This is a genomic window from Kitasatospora sp. NPDC059408, assembly GCF_042751525.1.
GTDB lineage: Bacteria > Actinomycetota > Actinomycetes > Streptomycetales > Streptomycetaceae > Kitasatospora.
This window is the reverse complement of sequence record NZ_JBHYWI010000046.1, coordinates 52,974-71,088: the sequence shown is the minus strand read 5'-3', so window position 1 is coordinate 71,088 and position 18,115 is coordinate 52,974. Positions and strand designations below refer to the sequence as shown.

Here is an 18,115-nt window from a genome sequence, read left to right as displayed (position 1 = left end):
GGCGCTGAGCGCCCGGGCCCGGCGGGGCGGGGGGCGCGGGGGGCCCCGCCGGGGGGAGGGGGGGTACGGGGCCCCCCCGGCGGGGGGGTGGGTGCCCCGCCCGGGTCGGCCCGTTTCACAGCTCCAGCGGTAGGGCTGTCACTTCTGTTCCGCGATCGCCTTGTTGAGGAGGACGACGTTGACGCCCTCCTGGCCGAGGAAACCGAGGGAACGGCTTTCGGTGTACGTGTCGACCAGCTTGGCGACCGTCTCCACCGGGAGCTTGCGCTCCCTGGCGACCCGGTTGACCTGCTCCTTGGCGTAGGCCACCGAGATGTGCGGGTCGAGGCTGGAACCGGAGGAGGTCAGCGCGTCCGCCGGGACGCTCGCCGGGTCGACGCCGTCGAACTCGGCGGCCGCGGCGCGGCGGTCGTTGACGGCCTTCAGCAGGTCGTCGCTGTTCGGGCCGAGGTTGGAGGCGCCCGAGTTGTCGCCGGCGTAGTTGTTCGCGGAGGGGCGGGGCTGGAACCACTTCGGGTCCGGCACCGGCTCCTCCTTCGGGTCGTCCGGGTTCTTCTTCGGCAGGTTGTAGTTCTGGCCGAGCAGGCTCGAACCGACCTGGTTGCCGTCGGACTTCACGATCGAGCCGTTGGCCTTGTCGCTGAAGGCGACCTGCGAGATGCCGGTGACCAGCAGCGGGTACGCGATCCCGAGGATCACCGTCAGGACCAGCAGCATCCGCAGCGCGGTGAAGTGGGTGCGGACGGTCGTCGGCAGGGGCTTGGACATGATGCTTCTTTCCTTTCCCTGCGTCAGCTGAGGCCGGGGATGAACTGGACGACGAGGTCGATCAGCTTGATCCCGACGAACGGCACGATCAGTCCGCCGATGCCGTAGATCCCGATGTTGCGGCTCAGCAGGGAGCTCGCGTCGGAAGGACGGTAACGGACGCCGCGCAGGGCGAGCGGGATGAGGCCGATGATGACCAGGGCGTTGAAGATGATCGCCGAGGTGATCGCGGACTGCGGGCTGTGCAGGCCCATGATGTTGAGGTGCCGCAGGCCCGGGTACACGCCGGCGAACATCGCGGGGATGATCGCGAAGTACTTGGCCACGTCGTTGGAGATCGAGAACGTGGTCAGCGCGCCGCGGGTGATGAGCAGCTGCTTGCCGATCTCGACGATCTCGATCAGCTTGGTCGGGTTGGAGTCGAGGTCGACCATGTTGCCGGCCTCCTTGGCCGCCATGGTCCCGGTGTTCATCGCGACGCCGACGTCGGCCTGGGCGAGCGCGGGGGCGTCGTTGGTGCCGTCGCCGGTCATCGCGACCAGCTTGCCGCCCTCCTGCTCCTTCTTGATCAGGGCCATCTTGTCCTCGGGCGTGGCCTCGGCGAGGAAGTCGTCCACGCCGGCCTCCTCCGCGATCGCCTTGGCGGTCAGCGGGTTGTCGCCCGTGATCATGATGGTCTTGATGCCCATCCGGCGCAGCTCGTCGAAGCGCTCGCGCATGCCCTCCTTGACCACGTCCTTGAGGTGGATGACCCCGAGGACCTTGGCCGGAGCGTCGGCGATCTTCGTGGCGACCACCAGCGGGGTGCCGCCGGCCGCGGAGATGCCGTCGACCAGGGTGGCGACCTCGCCGCCGACCGAACCGCCGTTCTCGTTCACCCAGTTGGTGACGGCGCCGGCCGCACCCTTGCGGACCTGGTGGACGCCCTCGGGCTCGTCCAGGTCCACGCCCGACATGCGGGTCTGGGCGGTGAACGGGACCCAGGTGGCGTGCGTCAGCTCGCCCTGGGCGCGGGCCCGCAGGCCGTACTCGGTCTTCGCCAGGACCACGATCGAGCGGCCCTCGGGGGTCTCGTCCGCGAGCGAGGACAGCTGCGCGGCACTGGCCAGCTCGTCGGTCTCCACGCCCGGGGCGGGCAGGAACTCGGCGGCCTGGCGGTTGCCCAGGGTGATGGTGCCGGTCTTGTCGAGCAGCAGGGTGTTGACGTCGCCGGCGGCCTCGACGGCGCGGCCGGACATCGCCAGCACGTTGCGCTGCACCAGGCGGTCCATGCCGGCGATGCCGATCGCGGACAGCAGCGCGCCGATGGTGGTCGGGATGAGCGCCACGATCAGGGCGACCAGGACGATCATCGACTGCGGGGCGCCCGCGAAGGTCGCCATCGGCTGGAGCGTGACGACCGCGACCAGGAAGACGATGGTCAGCGAGGCCAGCAGGATGTTGAGCGCGATCTCGTTCGGCGTCTTCTGCCGGGCGGCGCCCTCGACGAGGGCGATCATCCGGTCGATGAACGACTTGCCGGGCTCCGAGGCGATCTTCACCACGATCCGGTCCGACAGCACCTTCGTACCGCCGGTGACGGCGCTGCGGTCGCCGCCGGACTCGCGGATCACCGGCGCGGACTCACCGGTGATCGCCGACTCGTCGACCGAGGCGACACCCTCGACGACGTCGCCGTCGCCCGGGATGATCTGCCCGGCCTCGACCACCACGTGGTCGCCCAGCTGGAGCGCGGTCCCGGGGACCTCCTCCTCGGCCTGGCTCTTCGGCCAGTCCAGCAGGCGGCGGGCGACCGACTCGGTCTTGGTCTTGCGCAGGGTGTCGGCCTGGGCCTTGCCGCGGCCCTCGGCGACGGCCTCCGCCAGGTTGGCGAAGATCGTGGTGAGCCAGAGCCAGACGGTGATCGACCAGGCGAAGACCGACGGGTGGGCGATCGCGGAAACGGTGGTGACGACCGAGCCGACCTCGACCACGAACATGACCGGGTTCTTGATCATCACCCGGGGGTCGAGCTTCTTCACCGCGTCCGGCAGCGAGGTGAGCAGCAGCTTCGGGTCGAGCAGCCCGCTGGACACTCTGTGCGAGCCGGCGGCGGCCTCGGCCTTGTCGGCCGGTGCGGGGGTGAGCGTAGGGGTGGACATCAGGAGAGACCTTCCGCGATCGGCCCGAGAGCCAGGGCCGGGAAGTAGGTGAGGCCGACGACGATCAGGATCACGCCGGACAGCAGGCCCACGAACAGCGGCTTGTGAGTGGGCAGGGTGCCCGGAGTGGCCGGGACCGGCTGCTGCTGGGCGAGCGATCCGGCCAGCGCCATGACGAAGACGATCGGCAGGAAGCGGCCGAAGACCATCGCCAGACCGAGCGCGGTGTCGTACCAGTCGGTGTTGACGGTGATGCCGCCGAAGGCCGAGCCGTTGTTGTTGGCGGCCGAGGTGAACGCGTACAGCACCTCGGAGAAGCCGTGGGCGCCCGAGTTGAGCATCCCGGCCCGCTCACCCGGCAGCGCCATCGCCACACCGGTGCCGACCAGCACGATGGTCGGGGTGGTGAGGATGTACAGCGAGGCGAACTTCATCTCGCGGCCGCCGAGCTTCTTGCCCAGGTACTCGGGGGTGCGCCCGACCATCAGGCCGGCCACGAAGACCGCGACGATGGCCAGCACCAGCATGCCGTACAGGCCGGATCCGGTGCCGCCGGGCGCGATCTCACCCAGCATCATGTTGAAGATCGTCAGACCGCCGCCGAACGGCGTGAACGAGTCGTGGAAGGAGTTGACCGCACCCGTCGACGTCAGCGTCGTCGAAGCGGCGAACAGCGAGCTGGCCGCGATGCCGAAGCGCTGCTCCTTGCCCTCCATCGCGGCGCCCGCGGCCTGCAGGGCGGTGCCCCCGTGCTGCGACTCGGCGAAGGTGAGCAGGGCGGCCGAGGCGACCCAGAACAGACCCATCACGGCGACGATCGCGTAGCCCTGGCGGTTGTCGCCGACCATCCGGCCGAAGGTGCGCGGCAGGGCGAAGGCGATCACCAGGAGCAGGAAGATCTCGACCAGGTTCGAGAAACCGGTCGGGTTCTCGAACGGGTGCGCCGAGTTGGCGTTGAAGAAGCCGCCGCCGTTGGTGCCCAGGAGCTTGATGACCTCCTGGGAGGCCACCGGGCCGCCCGGGATCTTCTGGACCTCGCCCGACAGGGTGTGCACGTCGGTGAAGCCGTGGAAGTTCTGGATCACGCCGCTGGCGGCCAGCACCAGGGCGAAGACGATCGACAGCGGCAGCAGCAGCCGCAGCGAGATCCGGGTGAGGTCCACCCAGAAGTTGCCGACGCGGTCGGTGCGGTTGCGCGTGAAGCCCCGGATCAGCGCGGCCACGACGGCGATGCCGACGGCCGCGGAGACGAAGTTCTGCACCGCCAGGCCCATCATCTGCACCAGGTGGCCCATCGCGGACTCGCCGCTGTAGGACTGCCAGTTGGTGTTGGTGACGAACGAGATCGCGGTGTTCCAGGCCTGGTGGCCCTCCATCTGCGGAACACCCAGGTTCAGCAGGAGGAAGGTCTGCAGCCGGATCAGGGCGTAGAGGAAGAGGACGGAGACCGCCGAGAAGGCCAGCACCGAGCGGAGGTAGACCGGCCAGCGCTGGTCGGCGTCGCCGTCCACGCCGATCACCTTGTAGATGCCGCGCTCGACTCTGAGGTGCTTGGCCGAGGTGAGGAGCCCGGCGATGTAGTCGCCGAGGGGGCGGTAGCACAGGGCCAGCGCGCCGACGAGGGCGATGGCCTGCAACCAGCCAGCGAGAGTGGATCCCATGTCAGAACTTCTCCGGGAAGATCAGCGCGACGACGAGGTAGCCGACGAGAGCGACGGCCACGATCAGACCTGCGAGGTTCTCGGCGCTCATGCGTCCACCTCGCTTCGCTCGGCAGCCGCTTCGCGCCACACGCGCCCCTGGATGGTTCGTTCGCTGCGCTCACTCACAGCTTCTCCACCCCCCGCGCGATCAGGGCGATGACGGCGAACACGGCGACCGTGACACCGACGTAGATGAGGTCGGACATGGGCTCCACCAGCGTGGTTCGGGAGACTGCCGCGACCGGCCGGGGGGCTGGTCGCGGCACCGGCGGAAGACCGGCTGAAGCAGCAAACCAGCCATCAGAGGGGCGTTATGGGTTCCTGACGCCCTCCATACGGGTGAACGGTGGACGTTGACGCGACCTTGACGCGGACGGGTGCCAGGACGCGGAACGGTCCCGGACGGGGCGTTCCGTCCGGGACCGTTCGTATCCGAATGTGCAGGTCAGGTGCGTACTGGGTGCGGTGGGGGCGCCGGTCACATCCTCATGCGCAGGCGGCACACGACCGCGTCGGTGCTCCGGCGCAGGGCGCGGTCGATCACGGCGCCCCGCCGGTTCTGCAGCGCCCGCTGGTACCAGTGGGCGGGCTCCACCTCGGGGATCAGCACCGTCAGGCGGTCGTACGCGTGCTCCTCCCCCAGCCTGTTGACGAACTCCGCGATCGGCTGGCCCAGCCGGCGGTGGCCGTCCGGGATCTCCACCAGGGGCACGCCCGGGTCCCACAGCTCCCAGTCCCGCCGCAGCGCCTCGGCCTCGGCCTGCTCGTGCACGACGGTCACCGCCATGACCTCGTCGCCGAGCGACAGCGCCGCCGACAGGCCGTCCCTGGTGAGCCGGGTGATCGCCGTCACCGGGACGACGACCAGGCTGCGCCGGCGGACCACCGCGCCGGGCACCCGGCCCAGCTCCAGGCGTTCGCCGATCCGCTCGTAGCCGCGGTGGATCAGCTCGAAGAGCAGCACCAGCAGCGGCAGCGCCACCACGATGCCCCAGGCGCCCTCGGTGAACTTGGTGCCGGTCACGACGAGCGTCGCGACACCGGTGAGCACGGCGCCGAAGCCGTTCAGCGCGGCCTTCCACCGCCAGTTGGCCGGCCGGTGCAGGTACCAGTGCTTGACCATGCCGACCTGGCAGATCGTGAAGCCGACGAAAACGCCGATGGAGAACAGCGGCACCAGGCTGTTGACGTCACCGCCGGAGCCGACCAGCAGCGCCGCCGAGACGATCGCGAGGAAGAGGACGCCGTGCCGGTGCACCTGCCGGTCGGCGCGCAGCGCGAACACGTGCGGGAGGTGGTTGTCCCGGGCCAGCAGGTGGAGCAGGACGGGCAGGCCGCCGAAGGAGGTGTTGGCGGCCAGGCCGAGCAGGACCACGGTGGAGAACTGGACGACGTAGAACGCGGCGCCGTGCCCGAGCGAGGCGTCGGCCAGCTGGGCGAGCACGGTGACGCCCTCGACCGGCTGGAGGTGGAAGCGGCCGATCAGCACGGCCAGTCCGATCAGCATCACGCCGAGCAGCGCGCCCAGCGCGACCTCGGTGTGCTGGGCGCGCTTGACGCGCGGCGTACGGAAGGAGGGGACGGCGTTGGCCACCGCCTCGACGCCGGTCAGCGCCGAGCAGCCGGCCGCGAAGGCCTTCAGCAGGAGCAGTGCTCCGACGGTGGTCGCGTTCTCGGCCAGCACGGACGCGTGGCCGGCGGCGGCCGCGGTGCTGGCGGGGGCGTCCCGGAACAGGCCGACCACGATGATCGCCATGATCGAGAGGACGAAGACGGCGGTCGGCGCCATGAACCAGCGGGCCGACTCGGCGATGCCGCGGAGGTTGACGGCCGTCACCAGGGCCAGCACGCCGAGGCAGAGCCAGACCCGGTCGTCGTACAGGCCCGGCACGGCCGAGGTGAGCGCGGCCACGCCGGCCGTCACCGAGACCGCGACGTTCAGGATGTAGTCGATGACCAGCGAGGCCGCGGCCGTGAGGGCGGTCCGGCGGCCCAGGTGCTCCTTGGCCACCGCGTACGACCCGCCGCCGTCCGGGAAGGCCGCGATCACCTGCCGGTAGGACGCCACCAGCACGGCCAGCAGGACGGCTATCGCCACCGTGACGGGGAGCGTGAAGCCCAGCCCGTACGCCCCGGCCGCGGCGAGCACCAGGACGATCGACTCCGGCCCGTACGCCACCGAGGCCATGGCGTCCAGCGAGAGGGCGGCCAGGCCGCCGAGGGCCGAGAGGCGGTGCCGTTCGTCACCCGCGCCGGCGTCCGGGGGCTGGGGGTCGGCCTCGACGGCCGGGGTGGAGATGGCGCTGGACATCGACGGGACCTCCGCAGTCGGTAGTTGCTCCGATCCTGCGGGTCACGGCCCCGGCGGGACTCCGGCCCCTACGCGATCCTGACGCGGCCGGGAACGCCTTTTACGCGTCGTTGACGCCGCGCCCGGAGGCACGACGGGAGCGCGGCGGGCGCACGGTGGAAGGTCTGGACGGGGGTGGGCGGGCCACGTCACGGCGGTCGCCGCTTGGGAAGACGGGAAGGACTCCCACCCCCGTGGCCCCCACTCTGCTGCCTGCCACCTGCAATTGCAAGCAATGTGCAATAAGTCGCCACCCGATCGACCCGCCGGGCGGAACGCGGAGAAAAACGAAAACAGCCCCTGATCCGCGTTTCCGCAGATCAGGGGCTGTTCTCCATCCGGTGGCTGGTGCAGGGTTCGAACCTGCGTAGCTTGCGCGACAGATTTACAGTCTGCTCCCTTTGGCCGCTCGGGCAACCAGCCAGGATTGGTGTCTCCCGGGGCCTTGCCCTGTTCGACTCCGTAAACGATACCCGATGCCGGGGGGTGGTTCGCCACTCGATTGGTCACGCGATGATCAAGGCCTTCGGCGTGGCTGTCGGGGGCGGCGACAGGGCACCGCTGGATAGGCTGGGGCGGCGGGGCGCCCGGTGCGGCGTGCCGTGCCAGTGAAGCCAGAGCATCAAGGAGACCAACACCCATGGCCGACTCCAGTTTCGACATCGTCTCGAAGGTCGAGTGGCAGGAGGTCGACAACGCGATCAACCAGACCTCCCGTGAGATCGCCACCCGCTTCGACTTCAAGAACGTCGGCGCCGAGATCAGCCGCTCCGGCGAGAAGATCGAGATGAAGGCCAACGGCGAGGAGCGCGTCCGGGCCATCCTCGACGTGCTGCAGACGAAGTTCGTCAAGCGCGGGCTGTCGCTGAAGGCCCTGGACGCCGCCGAGCCGCAGCTGTCCGGCAAGGAGTACAAGATCTTCGCGAACGTGAAGGAGGGCATCACCACCGACGATGCCAAGAAGGTCGCGAAGATCATCCGGGACGAGGGCCCCAAGGGCGTCAAGGCCCAGGTCCAGGGCGACGAACTGCGCGTCAGCTCCAAGAGCCGCGACGACCTCCAGACCGTCCAGGCCCTCCTCAAGGGCAAGGACCTGGACTTCGCGCTCCAGTTCGTGAACTACCGCTGACGCCCTCCCGGCCGATCCGAAGCGGCGACGGCAAGGCCCCGGTCCTGGGTGCGGGACCGGGGCCTTTGTCGTCGGGCCGTGGGGTGCGGCGGGTGGGGTCAGCCGGCGGCGGGGTGGGGGTGGAGGGCGGTACGGGCCGCCGTGGCGTCGGCCAGGGCCTGGGCCTGCGCCTTGAGAGAGGCGAGCCGCTCGTTCACGTCCCGAGCGTCCCGAGCGTCCCTGTCGCCCCGAGTGTCCTGGGCATCCCGGGCGTCCGGGGTGGCCGTGGACGGGAGCTTCGGCGGGGCCGGCGGGGTCACCGAGGGCACGGTCACCGGCAGTGACGGGGGTGCCGGCAGCGAGCCGAGCAGGCCCGACAGGAGGTTGGTCACGGTCGCCAGCAGCTGACCCACGACGCCGGGGACGGAGGAGGTCACGCTCGACAGCAGATCGGTGACCGTCTTGATGATGCCGGACAGGTCCGGGGTGGCGGGGAGGGCCGGGACCGCGGGGGCCGGGACGGACGGCAGGGCGGGGACCGCCGGGGCCGGGACGCTCGGCACGGGGACGCTCGGCACGGGGACGCTCGGGAGCGGGTCGTCGGCGAGCGGGGCCGAGACGACGGGGGTTCGGGGGGCCGCGGAGCCGTTGCCCGCGGCGGTGGCGGATGCCGAGGCGACCGGCGTCAGCGCGAGGGCTGCGGTCAGCGCGGCGGCCATCCAGGTGGCACGCATGGGTACTGCTTCCTCTCGGTACGAGTGGGGCGAGATCGCCTGACTCACACCGTGGGGCAGCCACCCGGACGCAGCCACCGCACGTACGCCGAACGGTGGCGCGGCGGCCCCAGCGGCGGCCCCGGCAGCGGCCCCCAGCGGCGGCCCCCGCGCCCGACGTGGCTCGGCCCGGCACGGCTCAACCCGCCGTCGCCGCCCAGCCCTCGGTGCTGCGGTGGGCGCCGAGGCCGACCGCCTCGAACTCGTCCACCCGCCCCTCCTCCACCCGGGCGCCGAGCTGCCGCAGGACGCGGGAGATCGGGCTTCCGCCGGGCGCGAAGGGCTCGAACGCGCTGCTGAGCGGGCCCAGTTCGAGCCGGCCGTCGGTCCACACGGCGGCGCGCTGGGTGCCGGTTCCGCCGAAGAAGTCGGCCTCGACGCAGGCGACCGGGCCCGCCTTGGACCAGGCCGCGAGCCGCAGTTCGAAGCCGTCCGGGTGCCAGGCGAAGCCGGCGCCGCCTTCGGACTTGCGCTCGTCACCGTCGGCCCGGAAGGCGGACAGGAACGCGGGAGTGGCCGGGATCAGCGCCAGTCCTTGTGCGAGCGGCGCCACCCGCGCGGCCGGCACTTCGGCCGCCGCGACCGTCAGCAGCTCCAACGTGCCGATCAGCGCCTGGAGTTCATACGACATGCCCGACATCGTGTCCCACCGCACCGACAACCGGCCCGGAATTTATGATTCCGTGCCCGTCCGGAGTCCGCACGGGTGCTCGAACTCCCGCTCCCGGACCGCGCGTTTGGGCGGCGGCGCCGCTCACCGGCGCACCGACGGGACCGATGCGCGGTCACCCGGGCGGGCGCGCGCCGCATGCGGCGCTCCGGGCAGACGGGTGAACTGGCCGGGTACGGCCCGCCCCGGCACCCCTCCCGGCACCCCTCCCGGAGCCCGCCCCCGGAGCCCACCCCCGGCGCCCGTACCGGACGAGGACCCCGCACCGGAGGAGGACCCGGATGAGTTCCACGGACGCGCCCCCGCCCCGCCCGGACGGCCCGCAGGCCGGCCCCGCCACCCGGGAGCGCGGCGGAGCGGTGGCCGCCCGGGTCGCCGCCGCCCCGCGGATGTCCTGGCTCACGCTCGCCCTGATGACCACCAGCTCGGTGGCCAGCCTGCGTTCCGCCCCGACCATGGCGGTCTACGGCCTGGCCTGCGTCTTCCTCTACCTCGTCCCGGCGCTCGTGTTCGCGCCGAACGAGAGCGTCGACCCGGGCGAGATCGAGCACATGGCCCACGTCGAGGCGCTGTTCCTGCGTCACTTCGCCGCCGCCGCGCGGGCGTGACGGCGTCCCGGGCGGCCCGCGCCCGGCGGAGCTCCGGCCCACCGCGCTGGCCCCGGACGGGTGACGGGGCCCCGGACGCGTGATGGAGTTCCAGGCAGCAGCCCGTCCGGACCTTGAGGAGGAAGACCCGTGCCCCGACCCTTCACCACCGAGGACTACCGCGCCCGGCTGGCCCGCGCCGCCGCCGACGCGACCGCCGCCGGACTGGCCGGCCTGGTCGTCGCCCCCGGCCCCGACCTGGTCTACCTGTGCGGCTACCAGCCCACCGCGATCACCGAGCGCCTCACCGCCCTGGTGCTCGGCACCGGCCGCGAGCCCGCGCTGGTCGTCCCCCGGCTGGAGCGCCCGGACGCCGAGAAGGCCCCCGGTGCCCCGGCCGTCCGGCTGCTCGACTGGAGCGACGGCGAGGACCCGTACGCCACCGCCGCCCCGCTGCTCGACCCGGCCGGGCGGTACGGCGTCTCCGACAACGCGTGGGCCATGCACCTGCTCGGCCTGCAGGGCGCGCTGCCCGGCACCGGCTTCACCTCGCTCACCGCGAGCCTGCCGATGCTGCGCGCGGTCAAGGACGCCGACGAGCTGGAGCGCCTCGCCGCGGCCGGCGGCGCCGCGGACGCCGCGTACCGGGGCGTCCTGGAGGTCGAGTTCGCCGGGCGCCGGGAGACCGACGTCGCCGCCGACCTGGGCGCGCTGCTCATCCAGTACGGCCACAGCCAGGTCGACTTCACCGTCGTCGGCTCCGGGCCCAACGGCGCCAACCCGCACCACGAGGCCGGCGACCGGGTGATCGAGCGGGGCGACACCGTGGTGCTCGACTTCGGCGGCCTCAAGGACGGCTACGGCTCGGACACCACGCGGACGGTCCACGTCGGCACGGACGTCCCGGCCGAGGTGCGCAAGGTGCACGACGTGGTCCGGCGGGCCCAGCAGACCGCGTTCGAGGCCGTCCGCCCCGGCGTCACCTGCCAGGAGATCGACCGGATCGCCCGCCGGGTGATCACCGACGCCGGATACGGCGAGCACTTCATCCACCGCACCGGCCACGGCATCGGCATCACCACGCACGAACCGCCGTACCTGGTCGAGGGCGAGGAGCAGCCGCTGGTGCCGGGCATGTGCTTCTCGATCGAGCCGGGGATCTACCTGCCCGGCCGCTTCGGGGTGCGGATCGAGGACATCGTCACCGTCACGGCGAACGGCGGTCGGCGGTTCAACAACACCCCGCACGAGCTCGGCATCGTCTCCTGAACCGGCTGCGAGGCCGCACCGGACCGACCCACACCACCCAGCACGAGTAGGACTTTCTTAAGATCCGGTCATCGTTCATCAAGGCTCCTCCCAGCTTGCGCCGCTAGTTTCAGCGGGCATGACCAACCTGCTGCGGCCGGCCCCACCACCACGACTCGTGCGGGCCGGGCGGCCCGGCCCGGTGGGCGCGGCGGCCAGACTCCGGCCGCTGCGGCTGCTCGCCTGGCCGCTCTACCTGGCCTCCCTCGCCTGGTACGTGCGCGGCAACGGCCTGCCGTCCGCCAACGACGTGGTCTTCTGCTGGCTGATCGGCGCCCTGCTGACCGCCGCAGTGCACAGCGGACACGGCCCCCGCGGCTTCCTCCTGGTCCTGCGCGACTGGGTCCCGGTCATGGCCGCGGTGTGGACGTACTCGCTGCTGCGCGGCTACGGCGCGCACACCCCCTGGGCGCCGCACTGGCTGCCGCAGCTGGACGCCGACGAGGTGCTCGGCTTCGGACGGACGTGGACCGTCCGGCTCCAGGACGCGCTCTACACGCCCGGCTCGCCGCACTGGTACGACTACGCGGCGGTCACGGTCTACCTCTCGCACTTCTTCCTGGTCTTCGTGGTCCTCGCGGTGCTCTGGCGGCGCGACCACGCGCGGTACGTCCGGCTGCTCACCTGCTACCTGGTGCTGACCTTCGCCGGCTTCGCGACCTACCTGCTCTACCCGGCCGACCCGCCGTGGCTGGTCGCCCAGGAGGGCCACCTGCCCGGGCTCACCCGGGTGGTGTCCTCGACGCTCTCCGACATCGGGCTGCCGCAGGCGCAGTCCGTCTTCGAGAACGGCAGCCAGTTCGCCAACGACGTCGCCGCGATGCCCTCGCTGCACTCCGCCTACCCGGCGATGCTGCTGTTCTTCTTCTGGCCGACCGCCCGCCCCTGGCTGCGCGCGCTGCTCGTCGCCTATCCGCTCGCGATGGCCTTCACGCTGGTGTACGGCGCCGAACACTTCATCGTCGACATCCTGGCCGGCTGGACGTACGCGGCCGTCGTCGTCCTCGGCCTCCGGTGGCTGCGCTCCCGCCGGACCGGGCGCGGGGGAACTGAAAAGAGGCGGGTGCACGTGGCACCCGCCACCAGGTCGCTTCCACCCACGAAGGACACCACGTGATCGGGTGCTATCGATGGCCGAACGCGTCCTGTTCTGCGGCTTGGCTTCCTCCCGGTCACAAGGACAGGGATTCCCTCCGGCCCACTGTCCGGACTGGGCTTCCGGTTACCCGGTTGCCAGGTTGGCGATTCACGGCCTGCCCAACGGCTAAGGCTCCACGCCCTGACACCGCAAGCCCTGCGGCGTTCATTCCAATGCCGACGCTTGGCTATCGCAGTCGGCGCTCCGACGCTATCACTGAGTAGCTGCACTCTCACCCAAAGTGCCGCTTCCGTCCTCGCCGTCCTCGGGATCGGCGCCTACCGGACGGCCTTCGGGGCGCGGAAGGCCGTGATCGGGCGGCAGCCGGAGGGCATCGGCGGGACCGAGGTGTGGGTGCTGCCGAACCCGAGCGGGCTCAACGCGCACTACACGCTGGACGCGCTGGCGGCGGAGTTCCGCACGCTGCGGGAGTCGCTGGAGGACTGAACCGGACGGGCCGCCACGAGCCCCTCCGGCAGCGGCCCGGCCCGCAGCTCGCGGATCACCGCCCGGACGGCGGCCGTCGCGGCCGGCTCGGGCGTGGTCACGTACCCGACGGAGCGGCTGGGCGGGCGCGGCCCCAGGCCGGTGACGGCGAGGCCGGCCGGGGCACCGAGCTGCGGCCCGACGAGACGGTGTTCGTCTCGGCCGCGGCCGGCGGCGTCGGCGCCACCGCCGGCCGGTTCGCCCGGCTGCTCGGCGCCGGCCGCGTAATCGGCAGCACCGGCAAGATGACCGTCCGGCTCGCCGACGAGTCCTGACGCCCTACGGCAGCACCGCGAGCTCCAGTCCGGCCAGCCGGGCCGGGTCGGCGACCACCTCGTACCCGGCCACCAGGCCGTCCGCGACCGCCACCCGCAGCACCAGCCGCAGCCGTCCGCCCGGCGCGATCAGGATCCCGGGCACGCCGTCCACCAGGGCCACCGCGCCGAACCGGGCCCGGCGGCCGAAGACCGTCGTCTCCCGCGCGACGGTGAGCGCCCCGCGCGCGACGAGGGAGCGCCCGGCGGGCAGCGCGGCCGGGTCGGCCCGACGGACGACGTCCGGCGCGAGCACCGCCAGCAGCTCGTCCAGGTCCCCGCCGCGCGCGGCGGACAGGAAGGCCTCCACGACCCGCCGGTGCCCGGCCAGGCGCTCCGGCGGGCCGGCGGCCGTCCCGCGCACCCGCTGCCGGGCCCGGCTGGCCAGCTTCTTGGCGGCCACCGGCGTCCGGCCGACGATCGGCGCGATCCGCTCGAACGGCACCGCGAAGCCGTCGTGCAGCACGAAGGCGACCCGCTCGGCCGGGCCCAGCCGGTCCAGCACCACGAGCAGCGCCCGGCCGACCGACTCGACCAGCAACGCCTCCTCCTCCGGGTCCCCGGCCCCGGCCGGCCCGTCCGGCAGCGCCTCGTCGGCCGGCTCCTCGCGGCGCACCGCGCGGGCCCGCAACAGGTCCAGGCAGATCCGGGAGACGACGGTGGTCAGCCAGCCCGGCAGGTTCGCCACCTCCGCCGGGTCGGTCCGGCCGAGCCGCAGCCAGGCCTCCTGGACGGCGTCCTCCGCCTCGCCCGTCGAGCCGAGCATCCGCTGCGCCACCGCCCGCAGCCGCCCGCGCTCGGCCTCGAAGCGCGCGGCGAGCGCGTCGTCCGGAAATCCGTCCCCGCTCATCGGTCACCTTTCCTCGGCCCGGCCCGTCACCGGTATGACGTTCCGCCCGACCCCGAGGTGACGAGGAGAGCACCATGACGTCCACCACCCTGCTCCACCTGGACTCCAGCATCAGCCCGGAGGGTTCGGTCAGCCGCGCCCTGACCGCCCGCTTCGCCGCCGTCTGGCGCGCCCGGCACGGCGCCGCCGCCACCCACCGCCACCACGACCTCGTCGCCGACCCGGTGCCCGCGGTGCACGCCGCCTACGACGCCCTCGGCCGCCGCACCGAGCGCAAGGGCGGGCTCCCCCTGGACGACGTCGCCGCGCTCGCCGAGACCCCGGACGAGGAGCGCGAGTGGGCGCTGACCCGCCCGCTGATCGACCGGCTGCTGGCCGCGGACACCCTGGTGGTCGGGTCCCCGATGTACAACTTCACGGTCTCCACCGGCCTCAAGGCGTGGATCGACCGGGTCTCCTTCCCCGGCGCCTACGTCGACCCGGACACCGGCGCGAAGCTGCTGGGCGGCACCCGCGTCGTGGTCGTCGCCGTCCGCGGCGGCGGCTACGGGCCGGGCACCCCGCGCGAGCACCAGGACTTCCAGGTCCCGTACCTGCGGGCGTACTTCGGCAACCTCGGCGTCGCCGAGGAGAACCTGCACGTCGTCACCGCCGAGCTCACCCGCGCCGACGACGTGCCCGCGCTGAACGGGCTCCGGCCGATCGCCGCGGAGTCGCTCGCACGGGCCGGGGCCACGCTCGACGCACTGGCCGCCACTTAGAACGGGGTGACGGCCTTCAGGACGACGAGCAGCGCCACGGCGGCGTTGAGCGCGCACAGCGCCGACGCCGCCGTCCCGACCGCGGCGACCATCGCGGCCAGGCCCGCCGGGGTCTTCGCCGGCGGCCAGTTGCGGTCGGACGGCACCGGGCCGAGCAGCGCGGCGACCCGGCGCGGCACCGGGCCGGGGGCCGGTGCCGGGGCGGCGAAGGCCGCGAAGCCCGGGGACGGCACGGGACGCGCGACGAGGGCCGCCCGGGCCACCGCCCGCGCGGTGATCCGCCGGTCCCCCACCGCCTGCGCCGAGTCCTCGTCCGCCCAGCGCTCCGCACTGAAGGCCACCGCCTCCTGGAGCGGGCGCAGGAACGGGTTCACGTTGGCCGCGAGCTGGGTGGCCAGCAGGTAGCGGTGGTGCCGGTGCACCAGGTGCGCGCGCTCGTGGGCGACCAGCGCCTCGCGCTCGTCCTCGGCCAGGCCCTCCAGCATCCCGGTGGACACCACGACCCGCCCCGGCGACCCCGGCAGCGCGTACGCGTACGGGCTGGCGTCCGGCAGCACCGCGAGGTCGGCGTCCGGCCCGGAGCACGCCGGCAGGCCGTCCAGCGCCCGCCGGGCCCGGGCCCGCACCCGCAGGTGTCGGGCCGCGGTCCGCAGGCAGGCCGCCCCGACCAGGACCAGCAGCCACATCGCGGCCGTCCCGACCGTCTCGTGGTAGGGCAGCGCGGCCCGCACCTCCGGGTCGGACCAGCTGTCCGGCAGCGGGTTGCCGGGGATCTGCGCGGTGCCGACCACGCCGATCAGGCCGAGGCACAGCACGCTGCAGACCGCCATCACCGCGCTGATCACGGTCATCAGCCGGGCCGCGCCCCGCGGGTGCAGGTGCTGCCCGGTGAGGCGCGCGATCGGCACCGCCGTCAGCGGCAGGATCAGCGGGAGGAAGACGAAGAAGCCCACGGGTCAGCTCTCACGGTCGGCCGCTGCCGGATCGGCGGACGCGGAGTCGAGGAGCGCGCGCAGCAGCTCCTCGTCGTGCGGGAGCAGGGCGCTCACGAAGCTCGCCAGGACGGCGTCCCGGTCGGCCTCGCCGTCGAGCATCCGGCGCATCCTCAGGGCGGCGAGCCCGGCCGCGTCGGAGGACGCCTGCCAGAGGTAGGAGCGGCCGGAGCGGGTCCGGGAGACGGCGTTCTTCGCGTGCAGCCGGGAGAGGATCGTCATCACGGTGGTGTACGCCAGGCCGCCGTCCAGGCGTTCCTGCACCCACCCCGCAGTGACCGGGCCGGGCGCGCGCTGGAGCACCGCCAGCACCTGGGCCTCCAGCTCGCCCTGGCCGCGTCGCCGGGCGGGGGCGTCCCCGGCCGGGGCGTGCCTCTCGTCTGCCATGACGGCCCACTCCCTCCGGATGCCGCGCCCCGGAGCCGGCGGGGCACGCCGCTCATCCTAACGAGCGAACCCCGCCGGACGGGCGGTCCCGGGGGCCGTTCCGCCTCCGGTCGAGCTCCGCGATCTCCGGGTGGTGCAGGTCGAACGCCGGGCACTCCGAGCGGATCTTCGGCAGCGTCACGAAGTTGTGCCTCGGCGGCGGGCACGACGTGGCCCACTCCAGCGACCGCCCGTACCCCCAGGGGTCGTCCTCCTCCACCGGCTTCCCGTACTTCGCCGTCCGCCACACGTTGTAGAGGAACGGCAGCGTCGAGGCCCCGAGCAGGAACGAGCCGATGCTGGAGACGGTGTTCAGCGTCGTGAACCCGTCCGAGGCGAGGTAGTCGGCGTACCGGCGCGGCATGCCCTCGGCGCCCAGCCAGTGCTGCACCAGGAAGGTGGCGTGGAAGCCGGTGAACAGCGTCCAGAAGTGGATCCGGCCGAGCCGCTCGTCCAGCATCCGCCCGGTGAACTTCGGCCACCAGAAGTGGAATCCGGCGAACATCGCGAACACCACCGTCCCGAACACCACGTAGTGGAAGTGCGCGACGACGAAGTACGAGTCGGAGACGTGGAAGTCGATCGGCGGCGCGGCCAGCAGCACCCCGGTGAGCCCGCCGAACAGGAAGGTCACCAGGAAGCCGACGGTCCACAGCATCGGCGTCTCGAAGCTCAGCGAGCCCCGCCACATCGTGCCGATCCAGTTGAAGAACTTCACCCCGGTGGGCACCGCGATCAGCATCGTCATGATCGAGAAGAACGGCAGCAGCACCTGCCCGGTGACGAACATGTGGTGCGCCCAGACCGTGATCGACAGGCCGGTGATGGCGACCGTCGCGCCGATCAGGCCGGAGTAGCCGAAGACCGGTTTGCGGCTGAACACCGGAATGATCTCGGTGACGATGCCGAAGAACGGCAGGGCGATGATGTACACCTCGGGGTGCCCGAAGAACCAGAACAGGTGCTGCCACAGCATCGCCCCGCCGTTGGCCGGGTCGAAGACGTGCGAGCCGAACCGCCGGTCCGACTCCAGGCAGAGCAGCGCCGCCGCCAGCACCGGGAAGGCGAACAGCACCAGGACCGCGGTGAGCAGGACGTTCCAGACGAAGATCGGCATCCGGAACAGCGTCATGCCCGGCGCCCGGAAGCAGACGATCGTCGTGACGAAGTTGACCGAGCCGAGGATGGTCCCGAACCCGGAGAGCGCCAGTCCCATGATCCACAGGTCCGCGCCGTGGCCCGGGCTGTGCATCCGGCTGTTGAGCGGCGCGTAGGCGAACCAGCCGAAGTCGGCCGCGCCGCCCGGGGTCAGGAAACCGAACATGACGATCAGCGAGCCGAACAGGTAGAGCCAGTAGGCGAGCGCGTTCAACCGGGGGAAGACGACGTCCGGTGCGCCGATCTGCAGCGGCATGATCCAGTTGGCGAAGCCCGCGAAGAGCGGGGTCGCGAACATCAGCAGCATGATCGTGCCGTGCATGGTGAACAGCTGGTTGAACCGCTCGTTGTCGATCAACTGCAGCCCCGGGCGCGCCAGTTCGGCCCGCATCAGCAGTGCCATGACGCCGCCGGCGAGGAAGAACAGGAACGACGTCGTGATGTAGAGGGTGCCGATCCGCTTGTGGTCGGTCGTGGTCAGCCAGCCCACCAGGGCCCGCCCGCGCCGGCGTCGGCGCAGACGGGCCCGGTCCACGACGTCCTTCGGCAGGAGAGTCACGCGGCGCGCCTTCCGGGCTCGGG

18 protein-coding genes and 1 tRNA gene are annotated in these 18,115 nt (G+C 72.3%); 7 read left to right on the top strand and 12 right to left on the bottom strand.

Going from position 1 to position 18,115, the window contains the following annotated elements; genetic code table 11:
• Nucleotides 1–138: 138 nt before the first annotated feature.
• From kdpC to ACFXDE_RS27600, 6 genes are all read right to left on the bottom strand, one after another.
• Nucleotides 139–768, bottom strand: coding sequence for a K(+)-transporting ATPase subunit C (gene kdpC / locus ACFXDE_RS27625; protein ID WP_380497385.1), 630 nt, complete (start codon nt 766–768; stop codon nt 139–141).
• Nucleotides 769–791: 23 nt separating this feature from the next.
• Nucleotides 792–2,909 carry a potassium-transporting ATPase subunit KdpB gene (gene kdpB, locus ACFXDE_RS27620; RefSeq protein ID WP_380497383.1) on the bottom strand — a complete coding sequence of 706 codons (2,118 nt, stop codon included), beginning with the start codon at nt 2,907–2,909 and terminating at the stop codon, nt 792–794.
• A complete protein-coding gene (gene kdpA, locus ACFXDE_RS27615; protein ID WP_380435828.1) occupies nt 2,909–4,570 on the bottom strand; it encodes a potassium-transporting ATPase subunit KdpA in 1,662 nt (553 codons plus the stop codon). Before kdpA ends, kdpB begins: the two co-directional genes overlap by 1 nt.
• A 1-nt stretch (nt 4,571) precedes the next feature.
• The gene (gene kdpF / locus ACFXDE_RS27610) at nt 4,572–4,661 is read right to left on the bottom strand and encodes a K(+)-transporting ATPase subunit F (protein ID WP_037830997.1); all 90 of its coding nucleotides are present in this window, start codon (nt 4,659–4,661) and stop codon (nt 4,572–4,574) included.
• Nucleotides 4,662–5,090: 429 nt separating this feature from the next.
• Nucleotides 5,091–6,923 carry an APC family permease gene (locus tag ACFXDE_RS27605; RefSeq protein WP_380497382.1) on the bottom strand — a complete coding sequence of 611 codons (1,833 nt, stop codon included), beginning with the start codon at nt 6,921–6,923 and terminating at the stop codon, nt 5,091–5,093.
• A gap of 381 nt (nt 6,924–7,304) precedes the next feature.
• Nucleotides 7,305–7,385, bottom strand: a tRNA-Tyr gene (locus ACFXDE_RS27600).
• Between the two features lie 217 nt (nt 7,386–7,602).
• On the opposite strand from ACFXDE_RS27600, the gene ACFXDE_RS27595 reads away from it, so the two are divergent.
• Nucleotides 7,603–8,091 (top strand): YajQ family cyclic di-GMP-binding protein, encoded by a 489-nt coding sequence (locus tag ACFXDE_RS27595; RefSeq protein ID WP_380435820.1) that lies wholly within the window; start codon nt 7,603–7,605, stop codon nt 8,089–8,091.
• Nucleotides 8,092–8,189: 98 nt separating this feature from the next.
• On the opposite strand, the gene ACFXDE_RS27590 is transcribed toward ACFXDE_RS27595, so the two are convergent.
• Nucleotides 8,190–8,804 (bottom strand): hypothetical protein, encoded by a 615-nt coding sequence (locus ACFXDE_RS27590; protein WP_380497381.1) that lies wholly within the window; start codon nt 8,802–8,804, stop codon nt 8,190–8,192.
• A 178-nt stretch (nt 8,805–8,982) separates the two neighbouring features.
• On the bottom strand, nt 8,983–9,474 hold the full coding sequence (locus tag ACFXDE_RS27585) for a hypothetical protein (protein WP_380435817.1): 492 nt from the start codon (nt 9,472–9,474) through the stop codon (nt 8,983–8,985).
• Between the two features lie 320 nt (nt 9,475–9,794).
• Between ACFXDE_RS27585 and ACFXDE_RS27580 the strand changes: the two genes are divergently transcribed.
• The 5 genes from ACFXDE_RS27580 to ACFXDE_RS27560 all read left to right on the top strand — a co-directional run bounded on the left by ACFXDE_RS27580 (nt 9,795) and on the right by ACFXDE_RS27560 (nt 13,307).
• Nucleotides 9,795–10,121 carry a hypothetical protein gene (locus tag ACFXDE_RS27580; RefSeq protein ID WP_380497380.1) on the top strand — a complete coding sequence of 109 codons (327 nt, stop codon included), beginning with the start codon at nt 9,795–9,797 and terminating at the stop codon, nt 10,119–10,121.
• A 129-nt stretch (nt 10,122–10,250) separates the two neighbouring features.
• A complete protein-coding gene (locus ACFXDE_RS27575; protein ID WP_380435811.1) occupies nt 10,251–11,369 on the top strand; it encodes a M24 family metallopeptidase in 1,119 nt (372 codons plus the stop codon).
• 118 nt (nt 11,370–11,487) lie between these two features.
• The gene (locus ACFXDE_RS27570) at nt 11,488–12,525 is read left to right on the top strand and encodes a phosphatase PAP2 family protein (RefSeq protein ID WP_380497379.1); all 1,038 of its coding nucleotides are present in this window, start codon (nt 11,488–11,490) and stop codon (nt 12,523–12,525) included.
• 204 nt (nt 12,526–12,729) lie between these two features.
• Nucleotides 12,730–12,993, top strand: a complete 264-nt coding sequence (locus ACFXDE_RS27565; RefSeq protein ID WP_380497378.1) for a hypothetical protein — start codon at nt 12,730–12,732, stop codon at nt 12,991–12,993.
• A 188-nt stretch (nt 12,994–13,181) separates the two neighbouring features.
• Complete coding sequence (locus tag ACFXDE_RS27560; protein ID WP_380497376.1) at nt 13,182–13,307, top strand: hypothetical protein; 126 nt, start codon at nt 13,182–13,184, stop codon at nt 13,305–13,307.
• 4 nt (nt 13,308–13,311) lie between these two features.
• Here ACFXDE_RS27560 and ACFXDE_RS27555 read toward each other — a convergent pair whose 3' ends face one another.
• Entirely contained in the window at nt 13,312–14,196 is an 885-nt protein-coding gene (locus ACFXDE_RS27555) for a sigma-70 family RNA polymerase sigma factor (RefSeq protein WP_380497375.1), read from the bottom strand.
• A 74-nt stretch (nt 14,197–14,270) separates the two neighbouring features.
• On the opposite strand from ACFXDE_RS27555, the gene ACFXDE_RS27550 reads away from it, so the two are divergent.
• On the top strand, nt 14,271–14,957 hold the full coding sequence (locus tag ACFXDE_RS27550; RefSeq protein WP_380497374.1) for an FMN-dependent NADH-azoreductase: 687 nt from the start codon (nt 14,271–14,273) through the stop codon (nt 14,955–14,957).
• Here the strand turns inward: ACFXDE_RS27550 and ACFXDE_RS27545 are convergent.
• From ACFXDE_RS27545 to ctaD, 3 genes are read right to left on the bottom strand one after another with little or no spacing between them, the layout of a single operon-like run.
• On the bottom strand, nt 14,954–15,910 hold the full coding sequence (locus ACFXDE_RS27545) for a M56 family metallopeptidase (protein WP_380497373.1): 957 nt from the start codon (nt 15,908–15,910) through the stop codon (nt 14,954–14,956). The genes ACFXDE_RS27550 and ACFXDE_RS27545 overlap by 4 nt on opposite strands.
• Before the next feature lie 3 nt (nt 15,911–15,913).
• A complete protein-coding gene (locus tag ACFXDE_RS27540; RefSeq protein ID WP_380435797.1) occupies nt 15,914–16,336 on the bottom strand; it encodes a BlaI/MecI/CopY family transcriptional regulator in 423 nt (140 codons plus the stop codon).
• 52 nt (nt 16,337–16,388) lie between these two features.
• Nucleotides 16,389–18,083, bottom strand: coding sequence for a cytochrome c oxidase subunit I (gene ctaD / locus ACFXDE_RS27535; protein WP_380497388.1), 1,695 nt, complete (start codon nt 18,081–18,083; stop codon nt 16,389–16,391).
• Nucleotides 18,084–18,115: the final 32 nt, after the last annotated feature.

What these genes read in the sequence shown, in the direction of transcription:
- kdpC (WP_380497385.1), bottom strand. Translation starts at nt 768, where the DNA reads ATGTCCAAGCCCCTGCCGACGACCGTCCGCACCCACTTCACCGCGCTG.
- kdpB (WP_380497383.1), bottom strand. Translation starts at nt 2,909, where the DNA reads ATGTCCACCCCTACGCTCACCCCCGCACCGGCCGACAAGGCCGAGGCC.
- kdpA (WP_380435828.1), bottom strand. Translation starts at nt 4,570, where the DNA reads ATGGGATCCACTCTCGCTGGCTGGTTGCAGGCCATCGCCCTCGTCGGC.
- kdpF (WP_037830997.1), bottom strand. Translation starts at nt 4,661, where the DNA reads ATGAGCGCCGAGAACCTCGCAGGTCTGATCGTGGCCGTCGCTCTCGTC.
- ACFXDE_RS27605 (WP_380497382.1), bottom strand. Translation starts at nt 6,923, where the DNA reads ATGTCCAGCGCCATCTCCACCCCGGCCGTCGAGGCCGACCCCCAGCCC.
- ACFXDE_RS27595 (WP_380435820.1), top strand. Translation starts at nt 7,603, where the DNA reads ATGGCCGACTCCAGTTTCGACATCGTCTCGAAGGTCGAGTGGCAGGAG.
- ACFXDE_RS27590 (WP_380497381.1), bottom strand. Translation starts at nt 8,804, where the DNA reads ATGCGTGCCACCTGGATGGCCGCCGCGCTGACCGCAGCCCTCGCGCTG.
- ACFXDE_RS27585 (WP_380435817.1), bottom strand. Translation starts at nt 9,474, where the DNA reads ATGTCGTATGAACTCCAGGCGCTGATCGGCACGTTGGAGCTGCTGACG.
- ACFXDE_RS27580 (WP_380497380.1), top strand. Translation starts at nt 9,795, where the DNA reads ATGAGTTCCACGGACGCGCCCCCGCCCCGCCCGGACGGCCCGCAGGCC.
- ACFXDE_RS27570 (WP_380497379.1), top strand. Translation starts at nt 11,488, where the DNA reads ATGACCAACCTGCTGCGGCCGGCCCCACCACCACGACTCGTGCGGGCC.
- ACFXDE_RS27555 (WP_380497375.1), bottom strand. Translation starts at nt 14,196, where the DNA reads ATGAGCGGGGACGGATTTCCGGACGACGCGCTCGCCGCGCGCTTCGAG.
- ACFXDE_RS27550 (WP_380497374.1), top strand. Translation starts at nt 14,271, where the DNA reads ATGACGTCCACCACCCTGCTCCACCTGGACTCCAGCATCAGCCCGGAG.
- ACFXDE_RS27540 (WP_380435797.1), bottom strand. Translation starts at nt 16,336, where the DNA reads ATGGCAGACGAGAGGCACGCCCCGGCCGGGGACGCCCCCGCCCGGCGA.